Raw genomic sequence first — 18,332 nt, 5'->3', positions numbered from 1 at the left:
GCAGGCTGTGGCCGGGCGCACGGCGTCGTGGCGCTCTCCCGCCGGCCCGAGAGGAGATCCGCATGCAGGACGCGACGGAGTCGTACGGGAGGCAGGCGTCCCCGCCGCCCTCGCCGCCGGACCCGCGCCGCTGGTGGATGCTCGGTGTGCTGTCCCTCGCCCTGTTCCTGATCATCCTCAACAACGGGTTGCTCAACGTCGCGCTGCCCAGCCTGATGCGGGACCTGCACGCGGGCATCGGCACCACCCAGTGGATCGTGGACGGCTACGCGCTGGTGTTCGCGGCCTGCCTGCTCACCGCGGGCACGCTGTCCGACCGCTACGGCCGCAAACGGGCCACGCTCCTCGGCGCCGCCCTGTTCGGCGTGGGCACGCTGATCGCGCTCGCGGCGCGGGACGCCGGGCAGCTGATCACGGCCCGGACCGTGATGGGCGTGGCCGCGGCGCTCGTGATGCCGGGCACCCTGTCGATCCTGGTGAACGTGTTCCCGGAGGCCGAGCGGCCCCGGGCGATCGCGGTGTGGGGTGCCACCTCGGCGCTGGGCGTGGCCGCGGGGCCGGTGCTCGGCGGCGCCCTCGTCGCCCACTTCTGGTGGGGCTCCGTCTTCCTGGTGAACCTGCTGCCGGTGGCCGTCGTCCTCGTGGCCGGCGCGCTGCTGCTGCCGGAGTCGGCGGCGCCCGTGCCGCGCCCGGCGGACCCGGTGGGGGCGGTGCTGGGCTCGGCGGCGATGGTGGGTCTGGTCTACGGCGCCATCCACGCCTCGGGCGAGGGGTGGACGTCCGCGCCGGTGCTCGGCTCGTTCGTGGCGGCCCTGCTCGCCGGTGCGGGGTTCGCCGGGTGGGAGCGGCGGCACCCGAGTCCCCTGGTGGACTTCGCCCTGCTGCGCCGTCCCGCGTTCCTCGGGGCGGGCGCCGGCAACATGCTGCTGTTCAGCGGCATGTCCGGGACGCTGTTCGTACTGACCCAGTTCCTCCAGTCCGGGCTGGGCTACAGCCCGTTGCGGGCCGGCCTGTCGGTGGCCCCGGTGGCGGTCGCGGTCGGGGCCGGCTCGGCCCTGTCGCCGTGGGCCGCCCGCCGCACGGGCCCGCGCGGCGCGGTGGCGGGCGGTCTGGCCGTCAGCGCCCTGGGCATCCTGTCGCTGGCCCGGGCCGGCACCTACCCCGGCATCCTGCTGAGTCTCTGCCTGATGGGCATCGGCGTGGGCGTGGCGCTCGCGCCCGCGACGGACGCCGTGCTGGCCCTGGTCCCGCCGGAACGCTCGGGCAACGCGGCCGCGCTGAACGACACCATGCAGGAGCTGGGCAACGCGCTGGGCGTGGCGGTCGTCGGCACGGTGCTGGCCCGCGAGTCGGGCACCCACCTCGCCGGCGGTGCGACGGGTGACCGCGTCGCGGCCGCCGCCCCGGCGGGCTTCACGGCGGCCGCCGCGATCGTCGCGCTGGGGGCCGTGCTCTCGGCCGTCCTGCTGAGGGGTCCGGCCCGTGGACCCGCCGGGTCGGCGGTTTCCGCCGGAGGTTCCGGCGAGGGAACGCCGGCCCGGATGCCGGGCGCGCGCCGGGACGCGGCCGCCTAGAGCCTGTCGTTCGCATCATCGCCGCTCGGGCCGGCCGACAAGGCACTGTGAGCCGGGCCGGCCCGATCCGAACGACAGGCCCTGGGAGCCGTCGTCGGACGGGCGGGTGAAGCACCGTTGCGCCCCCTCGCGGCGCCAGTGGGGCTGCGCCGCGTCCACGCAGCGGCGCACGACGTCCCGCCCCTGCTGACCGTGTCGCCCGGCCGCCCAGTGTGTCCGCCGTCGAGGAAGCCGCTCGCGCGGCGTCCGCCGGGCCCGCTGCAAGGCGCTGTCGGACGCCGCGACGCTCAGGTCCATCAGCGTCGCGGCCTCCTCCACGGGGCGGCCCAGCACGTCACGGAAGATCGACATAGCGCGCTGCCGGGGCGCCGCCGGCCGTCGCACCGGCGGACGCCCACCACCCGGGCGGACTTCCGCGACCGCCCCTGCCCCGCACCGGGCGCGGCACCGGGCCCCCGGCCCGGAACGAGGGTGCCGTTCCGGGCCGGGGGCCCGAGGGGTGCCGTCGCCGTGTGCGGGCGCGGTGGCCGGGGTTCAGCCGACCGTCGCCGCCGTCCGCTCGGCCGGCGGCCGGACGTCGGCCTCGACCACCGCGTACAGCGGCTCGATCGCGCCGGTCAGGAACAGCTTCCGCATCAGCGTGCGCTGGATCTTCCCGCTGGTCGTACGGCGGACCGTGCCCGGCGCGACCAGCAGGACGTTGCCCGCCGGCACCGCGCACTCCGCGGCGATCGCGTTCTGCACCCGTTCGACCAGCCGCGGCCCGTGTTCCCCGGCGGCGGCGTCGAGGGCGGCGCCCGCGACCTCCTGGACGACGACCAGACGTTCCCGTCCGCCGCCGCCCGACTGCACCGCGAAGGCGGCGCCCGTGCCGAGCACCGGGTCCGCCGCGCGGGCCGCGGCCTCCACGTCGTGCGGATAGATGTTCCGGCCGTTGACCAGGATCATCTCCTTGAGCCTGCCGGTCACGTACAACTGCCCGTCGCTCAGGGCGCCCAGGTCCCCGGTGCGCAGCCAGCCGCCGCCCGCCGGACCCGCCTCGTCCGCCGTACGGGCCCCGAAGGTCTCCGCGGTGGCGTCGGGCCGGGCCCAGTAGCCGTCGGCCACGCTCGCCCCGCGCAGCCAGATCTCCCCGACACGTCCGGGCGCCAGGGCGCGCGCGGTCTCCGGGTCGACGATCCGCACCTCGAAGTCCTCGGGGCTCACCACCCCGCTGCTGACCAGCGTCCGGCCGGTCCCCGTCCTCGGGGCGCGGAGTTCGCCGTTCTCCAGGGCCGCCGCGTCGACGGTCCGCGTCGTGGGCCGGATGCCGCGCGGGGTGCCCGACACGAGCAGGGTGGTCTCGGCCATGCCGTAGCAGGGGAAGAAGACCTCGGCCCGGAAGCCCGCCGGGGCGAAACGCCGGGTGAACGCGTCGATGGTGTCGGCCCGTACGGGTTCCGCCCCGTTGCAGGCCCGCTCCCAGCTGGACAGGTCGAGCCGGGGCAGGTCGGCGTCCTTCACCCGCCGTACGCACATGGCGTACGCGAAGTCGGGGCCCCCGCCGACGGTGATCCGGTGGTCGCCGACCATCTCCAGCCAGGCCGCCGGCCGGCGCAGGAACGAGCCCGGGTCCATGAGAGCGGCCCGGGCGCCCAGCCACAGCGGCTGGAGCACGTGCCCGATGAGACCCATGTCGTGGTAGAGCGGCAGCCAGCTGCCGAAGCAGTCGTCGGCGCCGGAGCCGAGGGCCCGCTGGATGGCGGCCTCGTTGGCCATCAGGTTGCGGTGGGAGACCATCACGCCCTTGGGCGCGCTGGTCGAACCCGAGGTGTACTGGAGGAAGGCGAGGTCGTCGGGGCGCAGCCCCGGGTCCCGCCACTGGCTCGCGTCCCCCACCGGGCCCGCGTCGGTGGCCAGGCACGGCACCCGCTCGGGGCCCGTGCCCGCCAGCCAGGACTCGACGGCGGCGGCGTGCCGGGAGGTGGTGAGCACCGCTCCGATCCGTGCGTCGGCGGCGATCCGGGTCAGCCGGTCGAAGTGGCGTTCGCGGTCGGAGGGCAGCGGCGCGGGGACGGCGACCGCACCCGCGTACAGGCAGCCGACGAAGGCCGTGACGAAGGACAGGTCCGAGGGGTGGAGCAGCAGCACCTGCCGTCCGCTCAGCCCCCGTTCCTGGAGCCAGGAGGCGATCCCCCGGGCCTGCCGGTCCAGTTCGGCGTACGAGAGCCGGTCGTCGCCGTCGTCCCGGACGAAGGTGAAGGCGGGGGCGTCCCCGCGGTCCGCAGCTCTGGCGAGAACGCGGTCGGTGTACGTTTCCTGAGCTGTCATCGAGTCCCTCCGGGGGCCTTGCGTCGTCAGGCGGACAGGGCGCCCGCGAGCACCGGCGCGTAGGCGTACTGACGGATGACGGCGGCGAGTTCGCGAAGGAAGCCGTCCTCGTGTGCGCGCATGAAGAAGTGCCCGCCGGGCATGACCCGCACCTCGCAGCCGCGTCCGGCGTGCCGCCGCCAGGCGACGACCTCCGGCACCGACACCAGGCGGTCGCGCGCGCCGACGAACAGATGCAGCGGCACCCGGATCGAGTCGGCGTCCGCGCCGACGGACGCGGTGCACAGCAGCAGGTCGTCGCGGGCTATGGGCAGCAGCGCGGCGAGGAAGTCGGGGTGGTCGAGGATCACCCGCGGGATACCGCCCAGCGCGGCGAGTCCGGCGACCAGCTCCTCGTCGCTGGCGCCCGGGTCGGCGATCTTCGGTGCGGGCAGGTGGGGGGCGCGGTAGGAGCTGAGGACCAGGGCGAGCGGCAGGGGCGCACCGCGCAGCTGCCGGCGGGCGGTCAGCGCGTAGGCGATCAGGGCGCCCATGCTGTGCCCGTAGAACACGTGCGGGTGCTCCAGTTCGGCGTCGAGCTGCTCGTCGAGGTCGGCGACGAGCGCGGCCAGGTCGGTGAACCGGGGCTCGGTCATCCGGCCCTCGCGGCCGGGCAGTTGGACGGGCAGCACCTGGGCGCCGGCGGCGTGTACGTCGAGACCGCGCTGCCAGCGCCGGTAGGCGGAGGCGCCACCGCCCGCGTACGGGAAGCAGAACAGCCGCACTCCGGCGTCATCGGGGTCCAGTTCGGACGGGGATGTCTGGGACAGGTAACGCGTCATTCCGTTCCGCCTCGGGCTAGTCCGACGTCGGTGGCCGGCCGGGGCCGGCCCGCGCTGCGCGGCCGACCGCGGCCGGCCGGCGCGGGGGGCGGACGTCCGTGCCCGGGACGCGGACACGGGCGGATCACCTGCCCGACCGGCCGGACGCCTTCGGCTCGCGGTCGAGCAGGCCCCGGCAGGCACGTCCCGAGGGTGGCGGGAACCGCTAAAAAACAGCCAAACCGGCGGCCGGCGACTCCAGGGCGGGGTCGTCGCGGAGGATGGCGTGATGCAGCCGCTGGAGCCGCTGCGAGGGCTCGATGCCGAGTTCACCGACCATGGCCGCACGCAGCCGCCGGTACACCTCCAGCGCCTCCCCGGAACGGCTGCTGCGGTGCAGGGACAGGATCAGCAGGGCGTGCAGGCTCTCCTGCAACGGGTACCGGGCCGTCAGCACGCCCAGCTCGCCGATGAGTTCGGCGTGCCGTCCGAGCAGCAGGTACGCGCTCATCCGGCTCTCCAGGGCGCCGCGGCGGGCCTCGTCCAGCCTGCGCACCTCGGTCTCCAGCACCGGTCCGGTCCGTACGTCGACCAGTGCGGGCCCCCGCCACACGGCGAGGGCCTTGTCCAGCAGCGCCGCCGCCTCCTCCGCCTCGTGGCGGGCGAGGGCCTGCTGACCGCGGACCGTCATCCGCTCGAACTCCCGGGCGTCCACGTCCGCGCCGGGCAGGCCGAGGACGTAGCCCGTGTGGGTACGGCTCAGCACCTGCTTCGCGTCCGGCCCGCCGGCCGGGGCGAGCGCGGCGGCCAGGGCGCGCCGCAACTGCTTCACATAGGTCTGCACCACCGCCGTGGGGCAGCCGGGGGTCGCGTCGCCCCAGAGTTCCTGCACGATGGTGCCGACGGACACGTGCCTGCCGAGGTTGGACGCGAGCAACGCGAGCACCTGTCTCGGCTTGGCCGCGCTCGGTGCGAGGGACGTTCCGTTCACCGTCACCACGAGCGGCCCGAGGATTCCTACCTCCATCTCCGCAGCTCCTTCCACGCCGTCGAGACCTTCCGACGGTCTCCATGGCGACGGTCGCATATGCGCCAATCACGCCGACAGGGACGGGTGCATGCGAGCGGGGTGAATCCGCCGGGGTACGGCATGTGAGATCTTCACACCGCCCTGGTCACACCTCGTTCCGCGGCGTCCGCGCGCGACTCCGGGGCGCCCTTCGGGGCGGCTGCCGGCCGGTCCGCGGTGGTGCCGTTCGCGTCGTCGCCGGGAAGCGGACCCCGTCGTCCGGCGGTTGCCCGGAGACCGGCGTGCCGTCCGGGTCCGGGCCCGGCGCCGGCGTCAGCCGAGCTGCCGGCCGAACACGTCGTACGCCCGCTCGTCGAAGAGGACGAAGCGCACTTCCTCGACGGACGTCGGCGTGGTGCGCACCGTCTGCGTCGCGATGCGGGCGGCGTCCTCCATGGGCCACCCGTACACGCCCGTGGAGATCGCCGGGAAGGCGACCGTACGGGCGCCCAACTCGTCGGCCACGCGCAGGGACTCGCGGTAGCAGGAGGCGAGCAGGTCCGAGCGGTCCTCGCCGGCGGACCAGACGGGGCCGACGGTGTGGATCACCCAGCGGGCGTCCAGTGCGCCCGCCGTGGTGGCGACCGCCTGCCCGGTGGGCAGGCCCTTGCCGTAGTGGGAGGCGCGCAGCCTGCGGCACTCCTCCAGGACGGCCGGGCCCCCGCGCCGGTGGATCGCGCCGTCCACCCCGCCCCCGCCGAGCAGCGAGGAGTTGGCCGCGTTGACGATCGCGTCGGCGCTCTGCCGGCTGATGTCGCCCTGGACGAGGGTGATGGTGGTCATGTCTGCCTCAGTCTGCGCCATACGGCCTTGGCCGCGTTGTGACCCGACATCCCGTGCACGCCCGGTCCCGGCGGGGTGGCGGACGAGCAGAGGAACACCGCCGGGTGCGGGGTCTGGTACGGGAACAGGGACAGTCTGGGCCGCAGCAGCAGCTGGAGTCCGGACGCCGCGCCGCAGCCGATGTCCCCGCCGACGTAGTTGGCGTTGCGGGCGAACATCTCGGCGGGGCCGGCCACGGCGCGGGCGAGCACCCGGTCGCGGAAGCCGGGGGCGTAGCGTTCCAGTTGGCGTTCCATGGCGTCGGTGAGGTCGCCGGTCCAGCCGGACGGGACGTGTCCGTACGCCCAGAAGACGTGCTTGCCCGCCGGTGCGCGGCCGGGGTCGACCACGCTGGGCTGGACGGTGATCAGGAACGGCCGCTCCGGGGCGCGGCCCTCGCGGGAGGCGGCGCGCAGGGCGGTGCCGATCTCGGTCACGCTCGCGCCGATCTGCACCGTCCCGGCGACGCGCGCCTCGGGGGCGGTCCAGGGCACCGGTCCGTCCAGCGCGTAGTCGATCTTGAAGACGCCCGGGCCGTACCGGTAGCCGGCGTAGTGGTCGCCGAGGCCGGCGATACGGGCGAGCGCGGTGGGCGAGGTGTCGAAGACGTACGCGCGGGCCGGCGGCAGGTCGTCCAGCCGCTTGACCTCGTAGTCGGTGTGCACGGCACCGCCGAGGTCCTTCAGGAGGGCGGCGAGCGCGTCGGAGACGGCTTGGGATCCGCCGCGGGGCACCGGCCAGCCGCGGGCGTGTGCGGCCAGCGCGAAGACCAGGCCGACGGCGCCGGTGGCGGGTCCGCCGAGGGGGGCCATCACATGCGCGACGAGGCCCGCGAGGAGGGCCCTGGCCCGCTCGTCCTTGAAGCGGCGCATCATCCAGGTGTACGGGGGCAGCCCGGCCAGGCCGAAGCGGGCCAGGGTGACCGGGTCGCGCGGGAGCGCGGTCAGCGGCAGGGACATGAAGTCCCGTACGAGCGTGTCCCAGTGGCCGAGGAACGGCGCGACCAGCCTGCGGTACGCGCCCGCGTCGCGCGGTCCGAAGGAGGCGGCGGTCCGGGCCACCGAGCGGGACAGCACGGCCGCGGTTCCGTCGGGGAAGGGGTGCGCCATGGGCAGTTCGGCGTGCAGCCATTCGAGGCCGTAGCGCTCGAGGGGCAGGCCGCGGAAGGCCGGCGAGTTGACGCCGAGGGGGTGGGCGGCCGCGCACGGGTCGTGCCGGAAGCCGGGGAGGGTCAGCTCCTCGGTGCGGGCGCCGCCGCCGACGGTGGACCTGGCTTCGAACAGGGCGACCGAGAAACCGCGCCGGGCCAGCTCCACGGCGGCCGTCAGTCCGTTCGGCCCCGCACCCACCACGACCGCATCGAGCATCGACGGCACCTTCGGACCCCTTCGTCAGCCGATGGCCACTGGCGGTCAGGATATGCCGGGGGGCCGGCGCGTCCCGGCCCGGGTGGCCCCGCGGCGGGCCCCGGCCGGGCGGACGGCGCGCGCGCCGCTCGTCAGCCTTCCGCGCGGAGCAGGGCGGACACGCGGCGGGCGGTGGCCGCGTCACGCGCGGCGGTGAACGGCAGGGCGTTGCCGCCGGTCACGCGGAAGGGCTCGCCGGTGAGGGTGAGGTGCGCCCCGCCCGCCTCCTCGACCAGGAGCAGTCCGGCCGCGTGGTCCCAGGCGGCCTCCCAGGAGAACGCCACGGCGTCCAACTCGCCCCGGGCGACGGCGAGGTACTCCAGGCCCGCGGAGCCGCAGGGGCGGGGCGCGACGCCGTCGGTCCACAGGGCGCGCAGTGCGCCCTTCTGCTCGTCGGTGGTGTAGTCGGGGTGGGAGGTGGCGACGACGAGGTCCCGGCCGGGTGCGGGCGGGCCCGCGAACAGCCGCTCGCCGTCGAGGTGGGCCCCCTGGCCGCGGACGGCCGTGGCGAACTGGTCGCGGGCGGCGGCGTAGGTCCAGGAGGCGATGACGACGCCCCGGCGCGCGAGGGCGACCAGGGTGCAGAAGCCGTCGTCGCCGTGCACGAACTGCCGGGTGCCGTCGACCGGGTCGACGATCCACACGGGCGCGTCGCCCTGGAGCGCGTCGTACGTCGCGGGGTTGGCGTGGACCGCCTCCTCGCCGACCACCACCGAGCCGGGCAGCAGGGCGCCGAGGTCCTCGGTGAGCCGGAGTTCGGCGAGCCGGTCGGCGTCCGTGACCAGGTCGTGGGGGCCGCTCTTGGTGTCCACCTCGTGGTCGGCGAGGCGGCGGAAGCGGGGCAGGATCTCGGCCGCGGCGGCCTTGCGGACCGCCTCCTCCACGTCGGCCGAGCAGCGCAGAAGAAACTCTTCGATGGTTTCCGTGTCTTCGTTCATGCCCTCCATGAGAGCACGCACCACTGACAACCCCCGCCGGGCGGGTGGCCGCGAGGTGGACTCCGGATGAAGAGCGGGTGCCGCGGGCGGCCTCAGCGGCCCACCGCGTACCCCTGCATACCGCGCGGGTTGGCCGCCGCGAGCAGGACGCCGGTCTCCGGGTCGCGGGCGACCGCGCACAGCCGGCCCTCGGACCAGGCGGGGCCGACGGTGACGTCGTGGCCGCGCCGCCGCAGTCCCTCGATCACCCCGGCGTCCGCGCGGGACTCCACGGTCACGCTGCCGGGACGGTGCCCGCGCGGGTAGAAGGAACTGGGGAAGCTGTCGTTGTGCCAGTTCGGGGCGTCGATGGCGCCCTGCAGGTCGAGGCCGCCGCGGACCGGGGCGCGCAGGGCGGCGGCGAGGAGGAAGTGCAGCTGCCACTGGTCCTGCTGGTCGCCGCCGGGCGTGCCGAACGCCAGGACCGGCACCCCGCCGCGCAGGGCGAGGGACGGGGTGAGGGTGGTGCGCGGACGGCGGCCCGGGGTGAGGGTGTTCGGCAGGCCCTCCTCCAGCCAGGTCATCTGCAGGCGCGTGCCGAGCGGGAAGCCCAGCTCGGGCACGACGGGGTTGGACTGCAGCCAGCCGCCGCTGGGCGTGGCCGCGATCATGTTGCCCCAGCGGTCGACGACGTCGAGGTGGCAGGTGTCGCCCCGGGTGGTGCCGTCGACGGCCACGTGGGGTTCGCCGGGGATCTCGGCGACGGTCGGTTCGCCCGCGCCCATCGGGTCGAACGCCCGGTTGCCGTCGTCCACGCGCGCGCGTGCCTGCTCGGGCAGGCGCGGGACGCGCCCACCGGGGCTGCCGGGGCGCAGCTCGTACGAGGCCTCCGCGCCGACGAGTGATCGGCGGCCGGCGTTGTACCCGTCCGCCAGCAGGTCGGCGAGGGGTACGTCGGCGGCGTCGCCGTACCAGGCCTCGCGGTCGGCCATGGCGAGCTTGCAGCCCTCGATCAGCAGGTGGACGTAGTCGGCGGAGCCGTACGCGGGCAGCTCGGCCGGCAGCAGGGCGAGCTGCTGGAGCAGGGCGGGGCCCTGGCTCCAGGGTCCCGCCTTGCACACGGTCCAGCCGTTCCAGTCGTACGTCACCGGGCTCTCGTAGCTCGCCGACCAGCCGGCGAGGTCGGCCTCGGTGAGCGTGCCGGTGTGCCGTTCGCCGCTGGTGTCCAGGGTGGGCCGGCGGGACTGCCGTACCAGGGCCTCGGCGATGAAGCCGGTGCGCCACACCTCGCGGGCGGCGTCGATCCGGGCCTCCCGGTCGCCGGCCCCGGCGGTCTCGGCGAGCAGCCGTTTCCAGGTGGCGGCGAGGGCCGGGTTGCGCAGCGGTTCACCGGCCCGGGGCGCCCTGCCGCCGGGCAGGTAGAGGTCGGCCGACGACGTCCACTCCGTCTCGAACAGCCGGCGCACCGTCTCCACGGTCGCGCCGACCTTCTCCACGGGCGGGTGCCCGTGCGCGGCGTAGCCGATGGCGTAGCGCAGGACGTCGTCGAGGCTCCGGGTGCCGTGGTCGCGCAGGAGCAGCAGCCAGGCGTCGAAGGCTCCGGGCACGGCGGCGGCGAGCGGCCCGGTGCCGGGGACGAGGTCGAGGCCGAGCCCGCGGTAGTGCGCGGGCGTGGCGCCCGCCGGGGCCACGCCCTGGCCGCACAGCACCCGCACCGCGCCGCCCGCGGGGGCGAGCAGGATCGGCACCTCGCCGGCGGGCCCGTTCAGGTGCGGCTCCACCACGTGCAGCACGAACGCCCCGGCCACCGCCGCGTCGAAGGCGTTGCCGCCCGCCTCCAGGACAGCCATCGCCGACTGCGAGGCGATCCAGTGGGTGGAGGAGACCATGCCGAAGGTGCCCTGGAGGGTCGGCCGGGTGGTGAACAACAGCGTGCTCCTCGGCTCGGGTACGTCGTCCGGGTGATCGTACGGAGGTGGCCGGCGCCCGGGGAACACCCCGGCGGCGGGCCACGTTGATCTCCTGTGGCGGGAACGGAGGCCCTGGCAGTGCACGGTGAGTACAAGGTGCCCGGCGGCAAGCTCGTCGTGGCGGACCTGGAGGTCGAGGACGGGGCGCTGCGTCACGTGCGGGTGGCCGGTGACTTCTTCCTGGAGCCCGACGAGGCGCTGGACGCGGTGAACGGCGCGCTGGAGGGTGCTCCGGCGGACACCGACGCGGCGGGGCTGGCCGCGCGGATCGACGCGGCGCTGCCCGCCGGGACGGTGATGTACGGCCTGACCTCGGAGGGCGTCGGCGTCGCGGTGCGCCGGGCGCTGGCCCGTGCCACGGACTGGACGGACTACGACTGGCAGCTGATCCACGAGGGCCCGCAGGCCCCGGCGCTGCACATGGCGCTGGACGAGGTGCTGACGGCGGAGGTCGCGGCGGGCCGGCGGCCGCCGACGCTGCGGGTGTGGGAGTGGGGCGCCCCGGCGGTGATCATCGGCAGCTTCCAGTCGCTGCGCAACGAGGTGGACCCCCGGGGCGCGGCCCGCCACGGCATCGAGGTGGTGCGGCGGATCTCCGGCGGCGGCGCGATGTTCGTGGAGCCCGGCAACACGATCACGTACTCGCTGTCGGTGCCGGAGTCGCTGGTCCAGGGCCTGTCCTTCCAGGACAGCTACGCCTATCTGGACGACTGGGTGCTGGGCGCCCTCGCCGAGATGGGGATCCGCGCGTGGTACCAGCCGCTGAACGACATCGCCACCGACCAGGGCAAGATCGCGGGCGCGGCGCAGAAGCGGATCGTCGGCCCGGACGGCGGGCCGGGGGCCGTGCTGCACCACGTGACCATGTCGTACGACATCGACGCCGACAAGATGGTCGAGGTGCTGCGGATCGGGCGGGAGAAGCTGTCCGACAAGGGGACGAGGAGCGCGAAGAAGCGGGTGGATCCGCTGCGCCGGCAGACCGGGCTGCCGCGCGAGTCGGTCATCGACCGGATGATCGAGTCCTTCCGCGCGCGGTACGGGCTGGTGCGGGGCGAGGTCACGGCCGACGAGCTGGCGCGCGCCCGGGCGCTGGCCGAAACCAAGTTCGGGGCCCCCGAGTGGACGGCGCGGGTGCCGTAGCCGCCGGCCTCCCGGGCGAGGGTGCTTCAGGAACGGGTCAAGGGCTGCCCCACCCCGGGCCAAGGGGCCGTATGAGTTCCGTGTACTCCCGGGCGACCGCCCCGACATAGCCGGATTTGGCCCGCCGCCCGCTGGCTACCGTGGTCGAGCCCGGATCAGCCACGGGACCACGGGACCACGGGAAAGAGGTGACGGCGGTGGGGGCGCCGATACGTTCACGCCTGCTCGATTTCTTGGAGCCGGATCCACCGGGACAGCGGGTGCCCGGGCAGGATCCGCCGCGTTCGCAGCTGCTGGACCTCGTGGCGGCGGCCCCGCCGCCGGGCCCGGCCGCGGACGAGCGTGCCCGCCCCCGGCCGGGTGTGCCCGCGTACCACACGCCGGTGTGCGTACCGGCGCATCCGAGGTCCGTCGCCGGGACCGGTGCGAACGGCCGCCCCGCGCGCGTGCCCTTCATCGTCCTCGAACTGTTCGGGCATCCCGCGCACGGCACCGTGGCGTTCGCGTTCAGCACGCCGCGGAAGCTGACCGAGGCCCTGGGCGAGGCGCAGCCGTGGGTCGCCGCCTCGCTCGGCCCGCTCGCGGAGAACGTGGCCGAACAGGGCGTGCCCGTGCTGCTCGACCCGGCGATCACACCCGGCGAACCCCACTGGCGGCCGCGGGACGTGGCCGCCTACGCGCGGGAGGTGCGCCGGTGAGCGACTTCAAGGCGGTCTACGACGACCTGGCGACGATGGCGAAGACGTTCCACGAGCAGGCCGGCGACTACCGCAAGCTGCACCCCGACGTGGCGCCGCCCGTGGCCGCCGGCGGCGACGCGGGGCTGGACTCGGCCGTCAAGGAGGTCGCGGACCTCATCGTCGCGCTGCACATCGGCATGGCCGACCGGATGGACGACCACGGGGACAAGGTCGCCTACGCCCGGGACTCCTTCCACCGGCACGACGTGGACGTCCACGGGGTGTTCGAGGATCTGATGGCGGGTGAGAACTGATGGGTGACAGCTGGGTCGGCGGCGACATCGGCGGGCTGCGCACGATGGCCGAGACGTACAAGAACGCCAAGGACAAGCTCGACGACGTGGTCAAGCCGCTCAGCGGCTCCGTCGAGAAGCTGGTCGGCGACGCGAGCTGGAAGGGCGAGGCGGCCGAGGGCTTCCGCGCCAGGTGGAGCGAGGACGCGCTGGCCGCCGGCGGCTTCGCCGAACTGGTGCACGCGGCGGGCGAGATCCTCCAGACGCTCGCCGACGCGCTGTCCACGTGCGAGACGTCGCTGCAGAACGCGCAGCACATCGCGGCCCGCAAGGGCGTGGCGACGGACCCCAGGGGCGCGCCGCAGCCCATCATGACGGCGTCTCCCCCGAGCGCGGACGACCGGAAGACCGTCTCCGCGATGAACGAGTACGCCGAGGCGCGCGACGAGATCCTGCACACCGCGCAGCACGCGCGGCTGGTGGCGGCGAAGCAGCTGCAGGGGCTGTACGACAACGTGACCGCGAAGGACGGCTCGGTGTCGCCGGGTGACAAGGTCACCCTGTACGACGCGCTGCGCGGCCTGTACGCGTACGACGCCGAGGACGCCCGGGCGGGCGGCAAGGAGGCCCGCACGCACATCGACTCGGCCAGGGCGGAGGCGGAGGCGGCCAAGAAGCAGCTGCGCGCGGAGCGCAAGGTGTTCCAGCAGCAGGGCCGCAGGATGCCCGACGACCTGCCCGCCAAGAGCGCCTACCGCGACGCGGTCGACAAGGTCGGCGCGCTGGAGGAGGACATCGCACGCGCCGACAACGGCAGCACCAAGCTGCCGTACGACCGTGCGCTGAACGTCAAACTGGTCGACGCCGCCGACGCGCTGCGGCTGGGCAAGGGTCTGGAGGCGCTGCCGGAGGCGCTCCGGGAGCTGCCCGTCCTGGACGTCGCCGCGGCCGCCGCGTGCGGTCTGATCGAGGCCAAGGACGACCACGACAAGGGCTGGTCCTGGCAGCACTCCGTCGTCGTCGACGGCGGGGTCGCCCTCGGCGGCCTGGCCGCCGGGGTGGCGATCACGGCGGCGTTGCCCGTGGAGGGTGCGGTCGCCGTCGCGGCGGTCGGCGTGGGTACGGTGGTCGCCGCGACGTCCGTCCTCGACCACGCCTTCCACGAGCACTGGAGCGAGGACATCCACGACCACGGGGTCGTCGGGGGCGTGTGGACCGGGACGACGCACGTCGCCTCGGAGACCGTCGACGACGGAAAGCGACTGGCGAAGGATGTCTGGCATGGCGTCACGAGCATCTTCTGAGGCCCCGGCCCCCGGATACTCCGTCCCGGTCCCGGACCTGCCGCGGCTGGGCCGGACGTGGTACCGGCGGGGCGCGCCGTACTGGCTGCGCCGAGCCCGGACGGCGGTGTTCGCCGTTCTCGTCATGGCCCTGTTCTCCCTCTTCGCGCTGGGGCTGTACGAGGGGGTCCGCGACCTGCTGCCGTCCACCGTGCGGGGCGTGTGGGACGGCGTGCAGGTGGCCGCGTCCGCGGTGGCGCTGGTGTGGGGCGGGGTGGCGCAGCGCCGGGAGCTCCGCGAGGCGCTGCTGGATCCCCCCGATCCCGACCGGGTCCTGCGCGCCCGGCGCGACCACGAGCGGCGTGTCCCGGGCCGGATCGCCCTGGGCCGCGCGCTCGTGCTGCTCGCCGCGCCCGTGATGCCGGCGTTCGCGGCCCATGTCGTCGGCCGGCTCGCCGTCTGGCTCACCGTCCGCGAGTACCCCAGCGAGGTCGGCGCCCGCCGCTGGCTGGAGGCGCACGCGGCCGGGCCCGCGGCCCGGAAGGGAGCATAAGGGGCAAAACAGAGTGTCGTGACCGGGGTGCCGTGACCGGCCGCGCACACAGCGGAGTTGGCCCTTCCGCCGCACAGGCAGTCGTGTGACACTGTCGTCCCCGTCCACACTGCGGACCCCTCCGCGCCCCGTCCCCCACGAGAAGTGCGACGTGCGTTTGCTTCCTCTGCCGCTCGCCCTCACCGCGCGTCTGTCGCCGGTCGCGGTCCTCGCCTGCGCCGGCTGGGCGCTGACCTCCGGCCCGGCCGCACAGCCCACGGCCACGCACCGGCCGGCGCCCCAGGGTGCGCCCGCCGAGTCCTCCTCCGCCCCGTCGTCCGACGCCACGGTGAAGACGTACGCCGACGCGCCCTCCCCCTGCGGCAGCGTGCCCGTGGGGACCGTCGAGTCCCTGGTGCCCGGGGCGAAGACGGCGGGCAAGGAGATCCCGTCGACGGACACCAAGCTGCGCCGCACCTGCTCCTGGAACGCGCTCAAGGGGTTCGACTACCGCTGGCTCGACGTGTCGTTCGAGATCAGCGACTCCGACCGGGCGGCGAAGCAGCAGTACGAGCAACGGGTCGAGGAGAAGAGCGGCGGCGGCGCCGTCCCCGGGCTCGGGGACTCCGCCTACTCGGTCGTGAACCTCACCACCGAGGACAAGCAGGAGACCCGGGAAGGCGTGGTCCTGGTCCGCAAGGCCAACGCCCTGGTGGTCGTCACCTACAACGGCAGTGACTTCGAGTCGAAGAAGGCCCCGAGCACGGACGAGATCAACAAGGGGGCCATCAAGGCGGCGAAGGCCGCGGTCGGCGCGCTGGGGGGCGGCCGGTCCGGCTGACCGCCCCCCGACCGCCTCAGGCCGCGGCTCCCTTGCGGCCGGTCGCCAGGGTGAGCGCCAGGTAGAGCACCAGGGAGGTGCCGAGCCCCACCGCCCAGCCGTAGTCGGCGAGCGGGGAGAGCGCGGGGACGGGCCGGCCGTCGATCAGCGGTTTGAAGCTGGCACCGCCGATCGCGAGGACGCCGCCCACCAGGAAGGCCACGACCGCCCGCCAGTTCCAGCCGGCGGCGTACCAGTAGCGGCCGCCCGTGCGGTACAGGTCGGCGAGGTCGAGGCGGGTGCGGCGCACGATCCAGTAGTCGGCGACGAGGATGCCCGCGACCGTGCCCAGCAGACCGCCGACCAGGCCGAGCCAGGTGAAGATGTAGCCCTGCGGGTCGGAGTACAGCTTCCACGGGAAGATCAGCACGGCGAGGACCGCGGTGATCAGCGCTCCGGTGCGGAAACTCACCTTCCTGGGCGCGACGTTGGAGAAGTCGAAGGCCGGGGAGACCAGGTTGGCCGCGATGTTCACGGACAGGGTGGCCACCAGCACGGTCACCAGGGCGTAGATCAGGCCGACCACGTTGTCGGTCTTGGCGGCGAGCTGGACCGGGTCCCAGACCGGCTGGCCGTACACGGCCTGCGAGCCGGAGGTGACCAGCACCGACAGGAAGGCGAACAGGGTCATCGTCGTCGGCAGGCCGAGGGCCTGGCCCCAGGTCTGCGCCTTCTGGCTCCGGCCGTAGCGGGTGAAGTCGGGGATGTTCAGCGACAGCGTGGACCAGAAACCGATCATGCCCATCAGGGAGGGCCAGAACAGCTTCCAGAAGTCGCCGCCCCAGCCCAGCTCGGACGGCTGGTCGAAGAGCGGTCCGACGCCGCCGGCCTTGTTGCTCATCCACCACAGCATCACCAGCGCGCCGACGATCACGAAGGGCGCGGCCCAGTTCTCGAAGCGCCGGATGGTCTCCATGCCGCGGTAGATGATCGCCACCTGGATCGCCCAGAAGATCGCGAACGACAGCCACATGGTCCAGGCGTGGCCGCCGATCCGCGCGGCGTCGGCCCAGCTGTCACCGATCAGCTTGCCGGCGAGGAAGTAGATGGCCTCGCCGCCGATCCAGGTCTGGATGCCGAACCAGCCGCAGGCCACCAACGCCCGTACGACGGCGGGCAGGTTGGCGCCGCGCACGCCGAAGGAGGCGCGGGCGAAGACCGGGAACGGGATGCCGTACTTCGGTCCGGCGTGCCCGGTCAGCAGCATCGGCACCAGCACGATCAGGTTGGCGAGGGCGATGGTGAACACGGCCTGTTTCCAGTCCATGCCCACCGCGATCAGCCCGGAGGCCAGGGTCCAGGAGGCGGTGTTGTGGGCCATGCCGACCCACAGGGCGGAGAAGTTGTACGTCGTCCAGGTCCGCTTGGCCGCGGGGACCGGGAGGAGGTCCGCGTTGGCGTACGGGCCGCTGGGCGGCTCGGTGCCGGGAGCGAGTTCCACGCGCCCGTCGGGCAGGGTCACTTGGCCGGAGAGGGGTATGGCCGTGGGAGCGGTGTCGGTCATGGGCTGGCCAATCGGGGAGAGAGGGATCGGGCAATGGCCGTTGCGGGCACCAGCCCCCTCCCCGGGACGGCGGGGAGGGGAGACCAAGAGGGGCGTGGGGGGGGTCGAGTCGGGCTGCGGGGTCAGGAGTTGACGGCGGGAATGATCCGGCTGCCGTAGGCGTCGATCGTCGCCTCCTGCGCGTCGTGCATGTCGTACACCGCGAACTGGTCGACGCCCAGCGCGCGGAGCGCCTTCAGCTTCTCCACGTGCTTCTCGGCGGGGCCGATCACGCAGAAGCGGTCGACGATCTCGTCGGGGACGAACTGGGTGTCCGGGTTGCCGCTGCGCCCGTGGTGGGAGTAGTCGTAGCCCTGTCGTGCCCTGATGTATTCGGTGAGTTCCTCGGGGACCTGCGCGGAGTGCTCGCCGTACTTGTCGACCAGGTCGGCCACGTGGTTGCCGACCATGCCGCCGAACCAGCGGCACTGCTCGCGGGCGTGGGCGAGGGCCTCGGGCGAGTCGTCCTCGGTGACGTAGGCGGGGGCGGCCACGCAGATCGTCACCTCCGCCGGGTCGCGTCCGGCGGCGACGGCCGCGTCCTTGACGGCCTTCACCATGTACTCGGTGAGGTACAGGTCGGACAGCTGGAGGATGAACCCGTCGGCCTCCTCTCCGGTCATCTTGAGTGCCTTCGGGCCGTACGCGGCCATCCAGACGGGGAGTTCGGCGCCCTCCCTGATCCACGGGAAGCGGATCTTCGTGCCGCCGAGGTCGGCCTCCTCGCCGTGTCCGAGGGCGCGGATGACCTTCATGGCCTCGCTGATCCGCGCCAGGGTGTTCGGTTTGCGGCCCGCGACGCGCATGGCGGAGTCGCCGCGGCCGATGCCGCAGACGGTCCGGTTGCCGAACATGTCGTTGAGGGTGGCGAAGGTGGAGGCGGTGACCTCCCAGGTGCGGGTGCCCGGGTTGGTGACCATCGGGCCGACCGTCAGCTTCGTGGTGTTCGCGAGGATCTGGCTGTAGATCACGAACGGCTCCTGCCACAGCACGGCGGAGTCGAAGGTCCAGCCGTAGCGGAAGCCGTTGCGCTCGGCCCGCTTCATCAGGCTGATGACGCGGGAGGCCGGCGGATCGGTCTGCAGGACGAGTCCGAAGTCCATGGGCGCC

Annotated in this window: 17 protein-coding genes; 7 read left to right on the top strand and 10 right to left on the bottom strand. The window is 74.1% G+C overall.

Annotated elements, in window-relative coordinates; genetic code table 11:
- The first annotated feature begins 62 nt into the window (after positions 1–62).
- A complete protein-coding gene (locus ACF08B_RS14785; protein ID WP_392317685.1) occupies positions 63–1,574 on the top strand; it encodes an MFS transporter in 1,512 nt (503 codons plus the stop codon).
- 15 nt (positions 1,575–1,589) lie between these two features.
- On the opposite strand, the gene ACF08B_RS14780 is transcribed toward ACF08B_RS14785, so the two are convergent.
- From ACF08B_RS14780 to ACF08B_RS14745, 8 genes are all read right to left on the bottom strand, one after another.
- Positions 1,590–1,958: a sigma factor-like helix-turn-helix DNA-binding protein gene (locus ACF08B_RS14780; RefSeq protein ID WP_392317684.1), complete on the bottom strand. Its 369-nt coding sequence runs from the start codon at positions 1,956–1,958 to the stop codon at positions 1,590–1,592.
- Positions 1,959–2,108: 150 nt separating this feature from the next.
- Positions 2,109–3,884 carry a fatty acyl-AMP ligase gene (locus tag ACF08B_RS14775; protein ID WP_392317683.1) on the bottom strand — a complete coding sequence of 592 codons (1,776 nt, stop codon included), beginning with the start codon at positions 3,882–3,884 and terminating at the stop codon, positions 2,109–2,111.
- A gap of 26 nt (positions 3,885–3,910) precedes the next feature.
- Positions 3,911–4,705, bottom strand: a complete 795-nt coding sequence (locus ACF08B_RS14770; protein ID WP_392317682.1) for a thioesterase II family protein — start codon at positions 4,703–4,705, stop codon at positions 3,911–3,913.
- A gap of 205 nt (positions 4,706–4,910) precedes the next feature.
- Complete coding sequence (locus ACF08B_RS14765) at positions 4,911–5,711, bottom strand: AfsR/SARP family transcriptional regulator (RefSeq protein WP_093697984.1); 801 nt, start codon at positions 5,709–5,711, stop codon at positions 4,911–4,913.
- A gap of 315 nt (positions 5,712–6,026) precedes the next feature.
- Entirely contained in the window at positions 6,027–6,536 is a 510-nt protein-coding gene (locus ACF08B_RS14760; RefSeq protein ID WP_392317681.1) for an O-acetyl-ADP-ribose deacetylase, read from the bottom strand.
- A complete protein-coding gene (locus ACF08B_RS14755; RefSeq protein WP_392317680.1) occupies positions 6,533–7,942 on the bottom strand; it encodes a phytoene desaturase family protein in 1,410 nt (469 codons plus the stop codon). Before ACF08B_RS14755 ends, ACF08B_RS14760 begins: the two co-directional genes overlap by 4 nt.
- Before the next feature lie 131 nt (positions 7,943–8,073).
- Positions 8,074–8,919 carry an inositol monophosphatase family protein gene (locus ACF08B_RS14750; RefSeq protein WP_392317679.1) on the bottom strand — a complete coding sequence of 282 codons (846 nt, stop codon included), beginning with the start codon at positions 8,917–8,919 and terminating at the stop codon, positions 8,074–8,076.
- A gap of 92 nt (positions 8,920–9,011) precedes the next feature.
- Positions 9,012–10,826 carry a gamma-glutamyltransferase family protein gene (locus tag ACF08B_RS14745; RefSeq protein ID WP_392317678.1) on the bottom strand — a complete coding sequence of 605 codons (1,815 nt, stop codon included), beginning with the start codon at positions 10,824–10,826 and terminating at the stop codon, positions 9,012–9,014.
- Between the two features lie 120 nt (positions 10,827–10,946).
- On the opposite strand from ACF08B_RS14745, the gene ACF08B_RS14740 reads away from it, so the two are divergent.
- The 6 genes from ACF08B_RS14740 (at position 10,947) to ACF08B_RS14715 (ending at position 15,640) form a co-directional block, all read left to right on the top strand.
- Positions 10,947–12,011 (top strand): biotin/lipoate A/B protein ligase family protein, encoded by a 1,065-nt coding sequence (locus ACF08B_RS14740; RefSeq protein ID WP_392317731.1) that lies wholly within the window; start codon positions 10,947–10,949, stop codon positions 12,009–12,011.
- A 260-nt stretch (positions 12,012–12,271) separates the two neighbouring features.
- Positions 12,272–12,709: an SAV_915 family protein gene (locus ACF08B_RS14735; protein WP_392317677.1), complete on the top strand. Its 438-nt coding sequence runs from the start codon at positions 12,272–12,274 to the stop codon at positions 12,707–12,709.
- Entirely contained in the window at positions 12,706–13,005 is a 300-nt protein-coding gene (locus ACF08B_RS14730; RefSeq protein ID WP_392317676.1) for a DUF6317 family protein, read from the top strand. The genes ACF08B_RS14735 and ACF08B_RS14730 overlap by 4 nt, the downstream gene beginning before the upstream one ends.
- Positions 13,005–14,288, top strand: a complete 1,284-nt coding sequence (locus tag ACF08B_RS14725) for a WXG100 family type VII secretion target (RefSeq protein ID WP_392317675.1) — start codon at positions 13,005–13,007, stop codon at positions 14,286–14,288. Before ACF08B_RS14730 ends, ACF08B_RS14725 begins: the two co-directional genes overlap by 1 nt.
- Positions 14,266–14,820 carry a hypothetical protein gene (locus tag ACF08B_RS14720; protein WP_392317674.1) on the top strand — a complete coding sequence of 185 codons (555 nt, stop codon included), beginning with the start codon at positions 14,266–14,268 and terminating at the stop codon, positions 14,818–14,820. Before ACF08B_RS14725 ends, ACF08B_RS14720 begins: the two co-directional genes overlap by 23 nt.
- Before the next feature lie 151 nt (positions 14,821–14,971).
- Positions 14,972–15,640: a hypothetical protein gene (locus ACF08B_RS14715; protein ID WP_392317673.1), complete on the top strand. Its 669-nt coding sequence runs from the start codon at positions 14,972–14,974 to the stop codon at positions 15,638–15,640.
- A gap of 16 nt (positions 15,641–15,656) precedes the next feature.
- On the opposite strand, the gene ACF08B_RS14710 is transcribed toward ACF08B_RS14715, so the two are convergent.
- Positions 15,657–17,183: an NCS1 family nucleobase:cation symporter-1 gene (locus ACF08B_RS14710; protein WP_392317672.1), complete on the bottom strand. Its 1,527-nt coding sequence runs from the start codon at positions 17,181–17,183 to the stop codon at positions 15,657–15,659.
- Between the two features lie 122 nt (positions 17,184–17,305).
- Entirely contained in the window at positions 17,306–18,325 is a 1,020-nt protein-coding gene (locus ACF08B_RS14705; RefSeq protein ID WP_392317671.1) for a TIGR03842 family LLM class F420-dependent oxidoreductase, read from the bottom strand.
- Positions 18,326–18,332 lie beyond the last annotated feature (7 nt).

The sequence above is a fragment of the Streptomyces sp. NPDC015139 genome (genome assembly GCF_043079785.1).
GTDB classification, from domain to species: domain Bacteria; phylum Actinomycetota; class Actinomycetes; order Streptomycetales; family Streptomycetaceae; genus Streptomyces; species Streptomyces albidocamelliae.
Note: the sequence above shows the minus strand (reverse complement) of the source record. Positions and strands in the feature narration are given on the sequence as shown.